Annotated in this window: 14 protein-coding genes and 1 tRNA gene; 6 read left to right on the forward strand and 9 right to left on the reverse strand. The window is 35.1% G+C overall.

Features of this window, described 5'->3' with window-relative positions; translation table 11 throughout:
- Complete coding sequence (locus tag ODR02_RS20975; protein ID WP_245169668.1) at nt 1-1,062, forward strand: carboxymuconolactone decarboxylase family protein; 1,062 nt, start codon at nt 1-3, stop codon at nt 1,060-1,062.
- 253 nt (nt 1,063-1,315) lie between these two features.
- On the opposite strand, the gene ODR02_RS20980 is transcribed toward ODR02_RS20975, so the two are convergent.
- The 8 genes from ODR02_RS20980 to ODR02_RS21015 are packed head-to-tail and all read right to left on the reverse strand — an operon-like array spanning nt 1,316 to nt 6,906.
- Nucleotides 1,316-1,963: a MarR family winged helix-turn-helix transcriptional regulator gene (locus ODR02_RS20980; protein WP_209783907.1), complete on the reverse strand. Its 648-nt coding sequence runs from the start codon at nt 1,961-1,963 to the stop codon at nt 1,316-1,318.
- A gap of 36 nt (nt 1,964-1,999) precedes the next feature.
- The gene (locus tag ODR02_RS20985; protein WP_209783908.1) at nt 2,000-2,698 is read right to left on the reverse strand and encodes an SDR family NAD(P)-dependent oxidoreductase; all 699 of its coding nucleotides are present in this window, start codon (nt 2,696-2,698) and stop codon (nt 2,000-2,002) included.
- A gap of 12 nt (nt 2,699-2,710) precedes the next feature.
- Nucleotides 2,711-2,992 carry a TIGR03643 family protein gene (locus tag ODR02_RS20990; protein WP_309513442.1) on the reverse strand — a complete coding sequence of 94 codons (282 nt, stop codon included), beginning with the start codon at nt 2,990-2,992 and terminating at the stop codon, nt 2,711-2,713.
- Nucleotides 2,992-4,470 (reverse strand): cryptochrome/photolyase family protein, encoded by a 1,479-nt coding sequence (locus tag ODR02_RS20995; protein WP_309513443.1) that lies wholly within the window; start codon nt 4,468-4,470, stop codon nt 2,992-2,994. The genes ODR02_RS20990 and ODR02_RS20995 overlap by 1 nt, the downstream gene beginning before the upstream one ends.
- Nucleotides 4,463-4,816, reverse strand: coding sequence for a deoxyribodipyrimidine photo-lyase (locus ODR02_RS21000; RefSeq protein ID WP_309513444.1), 354 nt, complete (start codon nt 4,814-4,816; stop codon nt 4,463-4,465). The genes ODR02_RS20995 and ODR02_RS21000 overlap by 8 nt, the downstream gene beginning before the upstream one ends.
- A complete protein-coding gene (locus tag ODR02_RS21005) occupies nt 4,768-4,923 on the reverse strand; it encodes a DUF2256 domain-containing protein (protein WP_209783912.1) in 156 nt (51 codons plus the stop codon). Before ODR02_RS21005 ends, ODR02_RS21000 begins: the two co-directional genes overlap by 49 nt.
- Complete coding sequence (locus ODR02_RS21010) at nt 4,924-6,246, reverse strand: ABC1 kinase family protein (protein ID WP_309513445.1); 1,323 nt, start codon at nt 6,244-6,246, stop codon at nt 4,924-4,926.
- Nucleotides 6,247-6,249: 3 nt separating this feature from the next.
- On the reverse strand, nt 6,250-6,906 hold the full coding sequence (locus ODR02_RS21015; RefSeq protein WP_309513446.1) for a TetR/AcrR family transcriptional regulator: 657 nt from the start codon (nt 6,904-6,906) through the stop codon (nt 6,250-6,252).
- Between the two features lie 97 nt (nt 6,907-7,003).
- Between ODR02_RS21015 and ribA the strand changes: the two genes are divergently transcribed.
- Both ribA and ODR02_RS21025 read left to right on the forward strand, forming a co-directional pair.
- On the forward strand, nt 7,004-7,594 hold the full coding sequence (gene ribA, locus ODR02_RS21020) for a GTP cyclohydrolase II (protein ID WP_309513447.1): 591 nt from the start codon (nt 7,004-7,006) through the stop codon (nt 7,592-7,594).
- A 52-nt stretch (nt 7,595-7,646) separates the two neighbouring features.
- A complete protein-coding gene (locus ODR02_RS21025) occupies nt 7,647-9,080 on the forward strand; it encodes an SDR family oxidoreductase (RefSeq protein WP_309513448.1) in 1,434 nt (477 codons plus the stop codon).
- A 291-nt stretch (nt 9,081-9,371) separates the two neighbouring features.
- Here the strand turns inward: ODR02_RS21025 and ODR02_RS21030 are convergent.
- A tRNA-Arg gene (locus ODR02_RS21030) sits at nt 9,372-9,445 on the reverse strand.
- Nucleotides 9,446-9,504: 59 nt separating this feature from the next.
- Here ODR02_RS21030 and ODR02_RS21035 point away from each other — a divergent pair.
- From ODR02_RS21035 to ODR02_RS21045, 3 genes are read left to right on the forward strand one after another with little or no spacing between them, the layout of a single operon-like run.
- On the forward strand, nt 9,505-10,551 hold the full coding sequence (locus tag ODR02_RS21035) for an ABC transporter substrate-binding protein (RefSeq protein WP_309513449.1): 1,047 nt from the start codon (nt 9,505-9,507) through the stop codon (nt 10,549-10,551).
- Nucleotides 10,552-10,594: 43 nt separating this feature from the next.
- Complete coding sequence (gene mtgA / locus ODR02_RS21040; protein WP_309513450.1) at nt 10,595-11,239, forward strand: monofunctional biosynthetic peptidoglycan transglycosylase; 645 nt, start codon at nt 10,595-10,597, stop codon at nt 11,237-11,239.
- A gap of 13 nt (nt 11,240-11,252) precedes the next feature.
- A complete protein-coding gene (locus ODR02_RS21045) occupies nt 11,253-13,289 on the forward strand; it encodes a recombinase (RefSeq protein WP_309513451.1) in 2,037 nt (678 codons plus the stop codon).
- Nucleotides 13,290-13,295 lie beyond the last annotated feature (6 nt).

The raw sequence follows: 13,295 nt of genomic DNA on the forward strand, positions 1-13,295 counted from the left end.
ATGAGCAAAAACAAATTTCTACAATGGATTATTCTTTTTATTCTCACATTAAGTATCACAAAAATGAATGCACAAGAAAATAAAACCAATCAAAATTTGAATGCTAAAGAACAAAGTTTGGTAAAGATTTCTTCACTCACGGCAACTGGAAATCTTGGAAGTCTAAAACTTCAGTTGAATGCCGGATTGGATTCTGGTTTGACGATTAATGAAATTAAGGAAGCGCTGGTTCAATTGTATGCGTACTGTGGTTTTCCGAGAAGTCTGAATGCTATTAATACTTTTAAATCAGTTGTAGACGAAAGAAAATCAAAAGGTATTAATGATATCGAAGGAAAGAAAATCATTGTAGAAAATAATGTTGAAGACAAATATGAACAAGGCAGAAAAACCCTTGAAGAACTTACAAAAATGCCACAAACCAAACCAGCACCAGGTTTTGGTGAGTTTGCTCCACGGGTTGACGCTTTTTTAAAAGAACATCTTTTTGCTGATATTTTTGTGAGCGATGTGCTGACTTATAAGCAAAGAGAAATCGTAACGATTTCTGCTCTTGCTTCTTTGGATGGAGTAGAAGGACAGTTGCAATCGCATATCAATATGGGAAAAAACACAGGAATTACTGAAAATCAATTAGCTCAATTGGCTGATTTGATTCAAGAAACCGTTAATAAAACTCAGGCAAATACAGCTCGGAAAATCATTGCAAAACCGCTTGTTCCGATTATTGAAAAAGATATGATGATTCGGATTTCCGAAATTGAAATTATCCCTGAATTTTTAGAAGAATATAATTCTATTCTGAAAGAAGAAGCTTCAGCATCAGTAAAGCTGGAGAAAGGTGTGATTGCAATTTTTCCGATGTATCAAAAGGAAAATTCAACTCAGTTAAGAATTGTAGAAATCTATGCGGACAAAGAAGCATATCAGCTTCATTTGCAAACGCCGCATTTTTTGAAGTATAAATCATCAACCTTGAAAATGGTAAAATCCCTGAAATTAATAGATATGGAAAGTATTGACAAAGAAGCGATGTCTTATATCTTTAAAAAGATAAAGTAGTATCAGACCAGTAAATTGTAATATAAAGTCATTTTATTTACACGTTTAATTTTGAAATTTTTTTTAAGACTTTAGAGAAATTAGTCTAAAAGAAATTCAATAAAAAAATGGCTTCAACTTTGTCTAGTTGGTGCCATTTAGCTGTTTGTAACCAAGACGGGCGTATCTTCAAACACTTTTGTTGATGATTTGCTTTGATTAAGTCAATTAAAATGGAATTCCTAAATCCGTTAATAAGATTTGATGTATGTTTTTATTGAAAAAATTCTGATATCTGATTGATGTTGGAATTCTTATAATCAACATAAATATGATAATGAAATTCATTAAGTTTTTTCAAAATCCTAAGAAATTCATTCTTCTCAACTTTATCAAGCTTTCCGGATAAAATTTTTGAGATTAAGTTGACATTAGAAACTGAGGCGTGAAAAATTTCTTCGCCTTTTTTAGTCAAATTTAGTCGTTTGCTGCGCTTATCATCTTTATCATTTTTCTCCTCCAAAAATCCTGCTTCCAAAAGTCTTTTGATGATTTGAGTTCCGGTTTGTTTCTCGTGACCGTTTTTTTCGATCAATTGAATTTTCGTTAAAAAAGGTTCGTCTTTTAAGCGGTACAGGTAGGTAAATTCTTCATTCGCTAATTCAGGAAAATCTCCCAACCCTTTTCTGATCAGTAATTTAGAATATCGTCCTAATAAGAGAACCTGTTTGCAAATTTCATTTTCGGTAAATGAAACCTGATGATTTTCATTTTTAAAAAGCTTGGTCGGACTTTCATCAGCATATTTTTTATCATTCATCCACACGCGGAAATCATCAACGGTAGAGTTGGATTTGCAGGCGTCAGAATGTTCAAATTCTTTCACTTGATGGAGCAGGTCTATGAAAAAGTCGGTTTGCATAATAATTTTGGTAAAGATATTAGTTTTTGGGAATGATTACAATTTGATATTACTCATTCCTCCGTCAATTCCAATGACCTGTCCTGTGATCCAAGCTGAATTATCAGATAATAGAAACGCAACCATTTTTGCGATTTCGTCGGCTCTTCCGACTCTTTGTAATGGATGTCTTTTTCCTGAAGCTTCCCGTTTTTCAGGTGTTGAAAGAAGTGGTGAAGCTAAATTAGTATCCGTTAACGAGGGAGCGATGGCATTCACTCTGATTTTCTGAGTAGAAAATTCTGCGGCCATACTTTTCGTCAAACCTTCAACAGCACTTTTACTTGCAGAAATTGAGGCGTGAAAAGGCATTCCCAGCTTTGCCGCCACCGAACTGAACAATACAACAGAAGCAGTTTCCGACTTCTTCAAATTAGGCAGCAGTTTCTGAATCGTTTTCACAGCACCCAAAACATTGATTTCAAAATCATTCCTGAAATCTTCAATCGAAAGCCGGTTAAATGGTTTTAAATTAATACTTCCCGGTGCATAAACCAAACCGTCAATAACTTCTGGGAATATAATCTCATCCAGATTCCCCGAAAGGATATCTATTGGATGAAATTCAATATTTAAATTTTCAATTTCAGGATTTTCGATTCTTGAAATACCAATAACGTAATGATTTTCTGATAATATTTTTGCAGCAGCAAATCCAATTCCCTGTCCGCAACCGACAATGACTATGTTTTTCATTTTATTCTGTTTTTATCGTTTCGAAATTCTATTATGACTTATTGTACGCTGTCTTTTACATTTAAACCTATTAATTTCAGGATTTCTTTTCATCAGATGTTTCTGGCTTACTCCAGAATTCACTCTTTTTCTCCAAAGCCGAAAACTTGATGGTTTCAGTTCTCTTCTCATCAATTCAATCACTTCAGATTCTGAAATTCCAAACTGAAATGCTATCGCTTCAAACGGTGTTCTGTCTTCCCAAGCCATTTCAATGATGCGGTCTGTCTGTATTACATTAAATTCTTTCACCATTATTTTAAATTTTTAATCGTATACCGGGCGATTTTAAAGTGTTCAGATTTTTTCTCATCCGTCATTTTATCCAAAGTTCGCAGCATCATTCCCAATCTCGGATTTGTTTTGAAAAATTCTTTGTTATCATTCACAAAATTCCAAAAGAGGGCATCCCATTTTTCCGTCCAGTCGTCATCAGGGTAATCGCTCATCTTTTTGATGTAATTGCTTCCGCTGATGTAAGGTTTTGTACTCATTTTTCCTCCGTCAGAGAAGCTGCTCATCCCATAAACATTAGGAACCATTACCCAATCGTAAGAATCGATGAACATTTCCATAAACCATTGGTAAACGTCGTCTGGATTAAGTTTCAACAGATTCATAAAGTTGGCGAAAATCATTAATCGTTCGATGTGATGTGCATAACCAGTTTCCAGGACCTTCAAAATTGTGCTGTCAATTGGTTTAATTTCAGTCTTTCCCGTATAAAAAGACTCGGGAAGCCGATTTTGATGCTTCCAATAATTTTGATTTCGCTGATAAGTTCCCTGATAAAGGTAAATCCCTCTCACAAATTCTCTCCAACCTAAAATCTGCCGCACAAATCCTTCAAGAGAATTGATGGGGATTTTATATTCGTTCGCATATTCAATGGCTTCTCTCAAAACGTTTTCTGCAGTTAAAAGTCCAATGTTTAACAATGGCGAAAGCACGCTGTGATGCAGAAAATGTTCACGCTCCACGATACTGTCTTCATAGACCCCAAAATCGGCAAACCGCAGTTCCAGAAACTGATTCAACCAATTTTCAGCTTCCTCAAAAGTGACGGGATAGAGTTGATACGACGTTAAATTGCCATAATTTTCATTAAAATTTTTCCCGGTATAAATTTTCGCTTCCTCAAAATATGTGCTGTTTTCCGGGAAGTGAATGGGTGGAGCTTTTTTGTTCTTTGGATATTTCTTACGGTTTTCTGTATCGAAAGTCCATTTTCCACCGATTGGTTTTCCGGCTTTCATTAGAAGATTTCGGGAAATTCTCTGTTGCTTGTAAAAATCGGTTTGATGATACGATTTTTTATCTTCAAAATAGTCTTTCAAATCTTCCTTAGTATTTATAAACAAAGGACTTTCAATAATCTCTAATTCCAATTTAGTTTCCTTAATTCTCTTTTCAAGCCAATTGTCACAAACATCTGTGATGAGAATTTTGTCAAAATTTAGTTTTTCTAAATGCTTTATTAAATTTCGAACATCAGAAAGTGGAGAAGTACTTTCAACATATTCCACCTTGAATTTTTCTTTGGTCAAAAATTCCTCATAAAACTTCATACTCGCCCTATGAAAGGCAATTTTCTGTTTGTGAAATTTGTATTGTTTAAAAAACAGAAACTCTTCCACCAAAAAAACAGGTTGATTTTTATCCAGATAATCCGTGTCTTTAAAAAGCTGATGCGGAAATATCAATTGCGCCGTTGAAGATGCTACTTTAGCCATAAATTTCTTCCTTTGTCCATTCTCTCTGACAGAATATTTTTTCAACCTCAAAACCTTTAGAAATCTGCTTAAAAATATCTTCGGTCTTACCCAATTTTTTAAGAAACGGAATCTTCTTTTCTTTTAAATTATTTTCCAAATCCGAAACAGTTTGCAACAAAAATTTAGCCCGAAATTTTCCAATTTTCTTAAAACTAAGTTGGGTCGAATTGAAAAAAGATTTGTCAAAAATATACACTGCAAGAAAAGGTAAATGTTCCTGCATCACGTTGAAAAGTGATTCACTATCTCTGATCCTTAAATTGTTTCCGAACCAGAGGAGGTTGATTTTTTGTTTTTCCGGCATTTTTCGCTGCAATATTTTACTTCGTCCCAGTTTTTCTTCCACTTTTTCCGCCAGTTGAACGGCAGTCCGCAGACTTCACAAATCTTTGAAGGTAAGTTGGCTGGCATTTATTGGTTAAAATTTTTGTACTGATTGATTACGACATTTTTGGCTTTCAAATCGTGCATCATATTATACAAACCAAAAAATGTACGGTTCAGATAAATAAAATGTTTTGAACCTCTGTTGGTATTCATTCCTTTCATATCGCTGATTTTGGCGTATTTATGACCCAGATCTGCAATTTCCTGAAAAAACGATTCATCAGAAAAATCAAAAATTTCTGCGTTAAAAGGTCTTGTGAACAATTCCAGCAATTCGTAGAATAATTTGGTGAAAAATTCCTGTTCTTTAGCAGAATCATTAGAACTCAAAATCTCCAGATCGTATAATTTTTCTTTGTAAAATTCAGGATTATTCAGATTCTCAAGTTGAGCCAACTCAAAATAGGGTTTATAAAAGTCATTTGGGATTTCTTTGATACATCCGAAATCAATCACGAGCAGTTTTTTATCTTCTGAAACCAGGAAATTGCCTGGATGTGGGTCTGCGTGAACCTGTTTTAGGACGTGCATTTGGTACATATAGAAATCCCAGAGTGTCTGTCCTATTTTGTTCAAATCTTCCTGAGAATTTTTCAATTTTGTGAATTCCGAGAAATGTTTTCCGTTCATCCAATCCATTGTGATGATTCTTTCGCAAGATAATTCAGGATAATATTTTGGAAAATCTAAATTCGCAAGATGACTGCATTTTTTAGAAATTTCCTGACTTCTTTTCAGTTCAAGATCATAATCTGTTTCCTCAAACAATTTATTTTCTACTTCCTGAAAATAAGATTCTGAACCTTCTTTCTGGATATTAAACATTTTCATCGCAATAGGTTTTACCATTTTCAAATCACTTGAAATGCTTTCTCTCACGCCGGGATATTGAATTTTTACAGCAAGATTTTGACCATCTTTTTTCGCTTTATGAACCTGTCCGATACTGGCCGCGTTAACGGATTCATTCGTGAATTCATCAAATAGATCCTCGGGATTTTTTCCGAAATATTTTCTAAAAGTTTTCTTTACCAAAGCTCCCGAAAGCGGCGGAACAGAAAATTGCGACAAAGAAAATTTTTCAACATAAGCCTGCGGAAGAATGTTTTTCTCCATGCTTAGCATTTGGGCAACTTTCAAGGCTGAGCCTTTCAGTTCTTTCAGAGAATCGTAAATGTCGGTTGCGTTGTTTTCATTCAAAGCTTTTCTCGCTTCGCCCTCATCTTTATTTTTTGTGATTTTATTTCCGTAATATTTAATGTAATTAACACCTACTTTTGCTCCTGCCTTCAGCAAGCTGCTCGTTCGTTCCAGCTTTCCTGTTGGTATTTTATTGAGTGTTTTCATCTGCTATTTTTTAAATTTTTCTTTAAATAAAAACTTTCCGAGGTCAACTACTTTTCTCAAAGGTTCGTTATCCATCAGTTCAAATCCTGTATCAATTGTTTTCTCGATGAAAATATCTGTCTTTTCGAATGATGGAGATGTATCTTTTTTCCAAAATTCGATGGCGGAAACCAAATGAATCCACAATGCTTCTTCACGAGCTTTTTCGTGGAAATTTTTCACCTCATCTTTCGCTTTTTGAATCATTTCCCAATCATTAAAATCAAGAGTTTTGATGAATTGTCGATGCGTTTCCTTAAGCTGATTTGAAATTTTTGCCAAGTGTAATTTGTCATTCCCCAAGATCATCAGAACCAAAGAACGGTTCATCGTCATATTTTCAAAAAAGATAAAATAGACATTCAACAGTTTTTCTTTTGAAGTAATTTCATCAGAATTGTTAACTTCCGAAGCTAACTCTACAGATTTATCAAAAAGATTGACCAACATTGATTTTTCTATCTGTTCAAAGCTTGAAAAGTAATCGTAAAAGTCTTTTTCTTCGAACTCATTGTCTTTTGCGAAGCGGTAAATGTTTTTTGGTCTTTCGCCGTGATTCAAAACGTAGTCACCATACAATTCAAATATTTTATCTTCTGTAATTATATTTTTTTGTTCCATTATTGATTTTATTTATCAACAAATTTAGTAATTAATTTTACTAGTTAAATAAATAAAGTATAAATTTGTACTATAGTAATGATTCAAAATATAACTAATGCTTACAATACAGGCTCAATCTAATGTACCGACCGATTTTGGAATATTTACCGTCTATGCATTTTCTGAAAATGAAAATGACTGGTGTCCACATTTGGTTTTGGTGGCTGAAAAAACAGATTTTAATGAAGTTGTTAATGTACGTTTCCATTCGGAGTGCATTACCGGAGAAGTTTTCCATTCGAGGAAATGTGAATGCGGACAACAACTGGATGCGGCAATGAAATTTGTGTCGGAAAACGGAGGAATGATTATTTATCTCAGACAGGAAGGCAGAAATATTGGAATCATCAATAAATTAAAGGCTTACGCTCTTCAGGAACAAGGTTTTGATACGGTAGAAGCAAATTTGAGATTAGGTTTGCCGGCAGATGGTAGAAGTTTTGATGTTGCAATCGAGATGCTGAAAATGCTGGAAATTTCAAAAGTTAATTTATTGACCAATAATCCTGAAAAATTGAAAGCTTTCAACAACAGCGGGATTTTGCTCAATAAAAGAATTCCTTTGGAAATTGAATCTAATTCAGTCAATGCGTCGTATCTTACAACAAAGAAGGATTATTTTGGGCATCTCTTCGAAAAACTTTAAATTACATTTAAACTTCATAGAAAAATTCTTTAACTGATTCAAAATTAATCTCATGAAAAAGATTTTATTAACGGGAGCAACAGGTTACATCGGTAAAAGGATGATGAGTGTGATTACAGAGCAAGGCTATAAAGTGGTGTGCTGCTGCCGTGACGTCAGCCGATTTTCCAGACCCGCCGGGATCAATTATGATTTAATAGAAGTCATCGAAGTTGATTTCCTGAGAGAGGAAACTTTGAAGAATATTCCGGAGGATATTTCCGGGGCATATTATCTGATGCATTCTATGAGTGCGAATGGTGACTACGAAGAATCGGAGAAAATCTGTGCTCAGAATTTTATTTCAGCAATTGAAAAAACGGAGTGCAAACATATTATCTATCTGTCAGGATTAGTCAATCAGAAAGAATTGTCAAAGCATTTGAATTCAAGATTTAATGTAGAAAAGATTTTAATTGAGTCTAAAATTCCAACAACTGTTTTACGAGCTGGTATTATCATCGGTTCTGGAAGCGCATCATTTGAGATCATTCGAGATTTGGTTGAAAAATTACCGATCATGATTACGCCAAAATGGCTCACTACGAAATGTCAACCCATAGGAATTGCGAATGTTTTGGATTTTCTAATTTTCACTTTATTCAAAAAAGAAACTTACCGTAAAAGTTTTGACATCGGTTGTGAAGATGTCTTGACTTACAAAGAAATATTGCTGGGTTTTGCGAAAATCAGAGGTTTGAAAAGAACTATTATCACACTGCCGGTAATGACTCCGAAATTGTCTTCGTATTGGTTATATTTCATCACTTCAACCACTTACAGTCTGGCAAGTTCGCTCGTTGGAAGTATGAAAATTGAGGTAGTTTGTAACAATGAAAGTTTATTAGAGATTAAAAAAATAACTGGAGTTCAACCATTTTCTTACGAGCAGGCTTTGGAGAGAACGATGGCAAAGATTCAGGCCAACGAAATACTTTCCAGTTGGAAAGACAGCTTTATAAGCAGCAGAAATGATTCTTCCCTGAAGGAATTTATTGAAGTTCCGCATTTTGGCTGTTTTAAAGACGTTCGAAGTGAAAAATATGACGACCGTGAAAAATGTCTCGACCGTATTTTTGGTTTGGGCGGCAAAAACGGATGGTACGGACAAAACCTTTGGAAAATCCGGGGTTATATGGATGTATTGGTTGGCGGTCCGGGGCTCAGAAGAGGAAGAACGCACCCGGTAGAGCTTCACGAAGGAGATGCTCTGGATTTTTGGCGGGTACTTTATGCTGATAGGGAAGAAGGGAAATTGATTCTTATTGCTGAAATGAAACTGCCTGGAGAGGCGTGGCTGATGTTCAAATTATACAAAGGAAAGCTCTGGCAGAAAGCAGTTTTCCGGCCAAAAGGATTGTGGGGAAGATTATATTGGTATTCTGTATTGCCTTTTCACGGATTTATTTTTAAAGGAATGGTGATAAAATTGGCTGCTGGCCATTAATGAGTTTAATTCATAAAAAATCTTTTGAACATAGGAAACGTAGCTTTTAGCAAAGTCCTTTATGATAGTGTTATTGAAGGTAAATCTAATTGGTGCAGAAAAGTGTATAGTTCCTATTCTTTAGTTATGATATTCATAAATGAAACGGATTTTATTTTTTCTGTCCAAATATGACTGCCATTTCTTATTTTCTTAAGATAGATTCACTAAAACAATAAAAATCCTAATCTGGCTTGTTTTGGAATAAAAAAATGGCTCAATTTGGATTAAATTGAGCCATTTGGCTGTTTGTGACCTCGACAGGATTCAAACCTGTAACCTTCTGAGCCGTAATCAGATGCGCTATTCAGTTGCGCCACGAGGCCTTTTGTTATCTTGTTGTTTAACGGTTGCAAATATACCACTTTTTTCCGTTCTTTGAAAGATGAAACAGAAAATTTTACTTTTATTTACGGTCTTCTCGCTAATTGCCTGTAAAAGAGAATCAAAAATTTCGTCCTCAGATTGGACGAATATCTCAAACAGAACCCAATTTAAAGAACATGATGGTATCCTGGAACTAAAATCGGGGAATTTCACTTATAATTTTAAGCAGAATCAAACTCCTTTTAAGAAAATAATCCTGTTGAATGCAAGTATGGCAGGGTATATTTCGGAGCTTGGAGCAGAAAATGTAATCATAGGTGTTTCAAGTCCGGAGTATATTTATTCTGATAAAATCCAGAATCTGATTAAAGAAGGAAAAATCCAGAATGTAGGAAGCGAACAGAAATATGATGTAGAAAAGATTATCTCTATGAAACCGGATGCTATTTTTACCAATCACATTGCCAGTTTTGACAATACCTATGAACTTTTAAAAAACAATGGAATTCAGGTGATATTTCTGGATGAATACATGGAGCAGAAGCCTTTGGAAAAAACGGCTTATATCAAACTTTTCGGAGAATTTTTAGGAAAAGAAAAAGAAGCAGAAGCTAAATATCAGGAAGTTGAGAAAAACTACAGCGATCTGAAACAGCTTGCGTCAAAAGCAAAAGAAAAACCTGTTGTCCTGGCTAACGAAATGTATGGGGATGTTTGGTATCTTCCGGGAGGAAATACTTCTGTGGCTCACTATATTTCCGATGCCAATGCCAATTACATCATGAAGGATAATAAAGATGAAAAAGCATTAACAATGAGTTTTGAAGAAGTATATGCTAAAGCAGGAGGTGTTCAGTACTGGGTAAATGCAGGAAGCCACACTTCAAAAAAAGAAATGCTGGGCATGAATCCTTTCTACGGAAAGCTGGATGTATTCAATAAAGGGAAGATATATACTATTGCAGGAAAAGAAAAATTGAAAGCTAATGACTTCTTTGAAAGCGGTGTGGTAAGAGCAGACTTGATCCTTAAAGATTATATAAAGATCTTTCATCCTGAACTTTTACCGGATTATCAGCTTACTTATATGAAAGAATTGCAGTAACTCATACTATTTGCTTATTTTTGCCTTTCCTTTTTATCAAGTTATGTGGAAAAAAATTAAACAGCTTATCTTCATCATTCTTGTTCTGAATGTAGTTTTTATCATCTGGGGCAGATTCTTTAATCCGCCAATCACTCTTACTCAGATAGGAGGGCTTTTTGAATACGGAAAACTGCACAGAGATTATATTTCCTATGATGAGATGGGAAATAATGTGAAGAAGGCAGTAATTGCCTCTGAAGACCAGAAATTCTTTGATCATGACGGTTTCGATTATACTGCTATCGAAAAAGCCATGAAAAATAACGAGAAAGGCAAAAAAATAAGAGGAGGAAGTACTATTTCCCAGCAAACGGCAAAGAATGTGTTTCTTTGGCAGGGCAGAAGCTGGGTAAGAAAAGGGCTGGAAGCTGTGTATACTTTTATTATAGAAAAAGTATGGGCTAAAGATATTATCCTTGAAAGATACCTGAATTCCATAGAAATGGGGCAGGGTGTATTTGGTGTAGAGGCTGCTGCTCAATATTATTTTGGGAAATCCTCCAAAGATTTAAGTACCTCAGATGCAGCATGGATTGCCGCTGTATTACCTAATCCAAAGAAGTATGATCCTAAAAATCCATCTCCCTATTTAAGAAAGAAACATAATTGGATTATGAGACAGATGAGGAATGTGAGTTTGAAATAGTATCTTTGTACTAATGAAATTCTTTAATTCCAGCACAAATTTTGAGTCAGTTCTTAAAAAGTATTTTTCTTTTAAGAACGAAACCCTTTCTTTAGAACCCTTTGCAGAGTTTTTAGAGACCATAAAAGAGGCAGACTTCACAGATGTGCTCAATTTTTTCAGAAGCAATCCTCAATTTACTGAGAACTTTAAATATTATATTCACAATATTTTTAAAGGAAGACCTTTTAACCTTTCACTGACAGAAGCTAATATTCTTTCAGAAAATGCCTTTTTCCCGGAACTGAAAAAAAGAATACTGAACAAAGTTCTGCCACCTGTTGAAAACGAAAAGACAGTATGGTACATGATCGACAATGTCAGTATGAGACCGAAGAAGGATTTGAAATACCTGCATAACCTTCCCGAAAATGAGATCAATGAATTTTTAAATATATTGGGAGCTTCGGATTTTATTATCCGTCCCAATGTGAAAAAAGAACTCATTTTCTCTATGAATATTCTTTCCTGGAGGGTAACAGGAATGGCAATGGAAGTGGAAGTAGTGAGAATGGCACCTCAATATAGAAATTTAGACAATCCGTTTCTTGCTCTGCAGAATGAGTTGGAGGCATTAGCCGATGATCTGATAAAAGAGCCTGAACTACAGCTGCATTCAAAAGACAGCAGATATAAACAGATTAAGATCTATGTGGAACAATGCCAGGAATTTGTGAATATTGCTTTTAAAAATTCAGCTAAATATGGTATTTCAGGAAAAATTAATCAATCTCTGATAAAAATCCGCCAGCAGACCAAAAGAATTTATGAAATTGTTCAGCTATTGATTATTGATACCGATGAAGATATTCAGATAAAATCTAAACAACTGGTCTTTAACATTCTGAGCTATAAATCCCATAAAAATAATATCTCAGATCTTATTAACGACAGTACAAGGCTGATTTCACACCTTATTACCAATCACACGGCAGAAGCGGGTACCCATTATATTACGTCTACCCGAAAGGAATATATGACTATGTTCTATAAAGCGAGCGGAGGGGGAATTATTGTAGGAGCCCTTTGTGTTCTGAAAATGCTGTATGGATATATTCCCGGGAGTGACTTCTCTCATGCTTTCCTGTACTCGATGAACTATGCAATGGGATTCATCATGATTTATCTGATGGGATTTACTCTGGCAACAAAACAGCCGGCAATGACAGCGGCTACCATGACAAAAGTATTGTCAGAAGAAGGGAATGCTCAAAGAAACAATACGGAGTTTGCCCATCTGGTCTCCAAGTTATTCAGAAGCCAGTTTATTGCCTTTGTGGGCAATGTATTGCTGGCCTTTCCGGTGGCTCTTGCCATTATTTACGGTCTGGATGTCTTTTTCTCACAAAACCTTGCTGTAGAGCGTTCTGATAAACTGTTAAAAGATCTTGATCCATTTAAATCAAAAGCAATTCTGCATGCAAGTATTGCCGGATTTTATCTTTTTATTTCAGGAATTATTTCCGGGAATATCGGGAACAATTCTGTGTTTTATCAGATTCCGGAAAGAATTGCTAAAAACCTTTCCATCAGAAGCTTTTTTGGAAAGAAGTTTGCCAAAGGACTTTCAAAATATTATGCTAAAAACTGGCCGGGAATCATTTCTAATTTCTGGTTTGGTGTTTTCCTTGGGGCGACAGCTCCGGTGGGGATGTTTTTCGGTCTCGATCTGGATATAAGACACATTACCTTTGCTGCCGGTAACTTTGCGTTGGGATTGTATGGAAAAGATTTTTCCGTAGATTCCTATACATTCTGGATGTCTTTTGTAACCGTATTTTTGATCGGTTTCTTCAATTTTCTGGTAAGTTTCAGCTTGTCGATGTTCCTGGCATTCAGATCCAGAAAGATGAACTTTGGACAGGTAAGTGAGATCTATAAAGAAATATTCGGATATTTCATCAAGCATCCGTTGAAATTCTTCCTGCCATTACGCTCAGGGCTGGACAAAAAAGCAGATGACTTAATGAGCAGTACGATTTCTAATTCTAATAAATCAGAAGAACATTAACAATAA

The organism is Chryseobacterium sp. CFS2 (genome assembly GCF_036543225.1).
Taxonomy (GTDB): Bacteria; Bacteroidota; Bacteroidia; order Flavobacteriales; family Weeksellaceae; genus Chryseobacterium; species Chryseobacterium culicis_A.

Coding starts and splice junctions, on each gene's coding strand:
- ODR02_RS20975 (WP_245169668.1), top strand. CDS start 1: ATGAGCAAAAACAAATTTCTACAATGGATTATTCTTTTTATTCTCACA.
- ODR02_RS20980 (WP_209783907.1), bottom strand. CDS start 1,963: ATGCAAACCGACTTTTTCATAGACCTGCTCCATCAAGTGAAAGAATTT.
- ODR02_RS20985 (WP_209783908.1), bottom strand. CDS start 2,698: ATGAAAAACATAGTCATTGTCGGTTGCGGACAGGGAATTGGATTTGCT.
- ODR02_RS20990 (WP_309513442.1), bottom strand. CDS start 2,992: ATGGTGAAAGAATTTAATGTAATACAGACAGACCGCATCATTGAAATG.
- ODR02_RS20995 (WP_309513443.1), bottom strand. CDS start 4,470: ATGGCTAAAGTAGCATCTTCAACGGCGCAATTGATATTTCCGCATCAG.
- ODR02_RS21000 (WP_309513444.1), bottom strand. CDS start 4,816: ATGCCGGAAAAACAAAAAATCAACCTCCTCTGGTTCGGAAACAATTTA.
- ODR02_RS21005 (WP_209783912.1), bottom strand. CDS start 4,923: ATGCCAGCCAACTTACCTTCAAAGATTTGTGAAGTCTGCGGACTGCCG.
- ODR02_RS21010 (WP_309513445.1), bottom strand. CDS start 6,246: ATGAAAACACTCAATAAAATACCAACAGGAAAGCTGGAACGAACGAGC.
- ODR02_RS21015 (WP_309513446.1), bottom strand. CDS start 6,906: ATGGAACAAAAAAATATAATTACAGAAGATAAAATATTTGAATTGTAT.
- ribA (WP_309513447.1), top strand. CDS start 7,004: ATGCTTACAATACAGGCTCAATCTAATGTACCGACCGATTTTGGAATA.
- ODR02_RS21025 (WP_309513448.1), top strand. CDS start 7,647: ATGAAAAAGATTTTATTAACGGGAGCAACAGGTTACATCGGTAAAAGG.
- ODR02_RS21035 (WP_309513449.1), top strand. CDS start 9,505: ATGAAACAGAAAATTTTACTTTTATTTACGGTCTTCTCGCTAATTGCC.
- mtgA (WP_309513450.1), top strand. CDS start 10,595: ATGTGGAAAAAAATTAAACAGCTTATCTTCATCATTCTTGTTCTGAAT.
- ODR02_RS21045 (WP_309513451.1), top strand. CDS start 11,253: ATGAAATTCTTTAATTCCAGCACAAATTTTGAGTCAGTTCTTAAAAAG.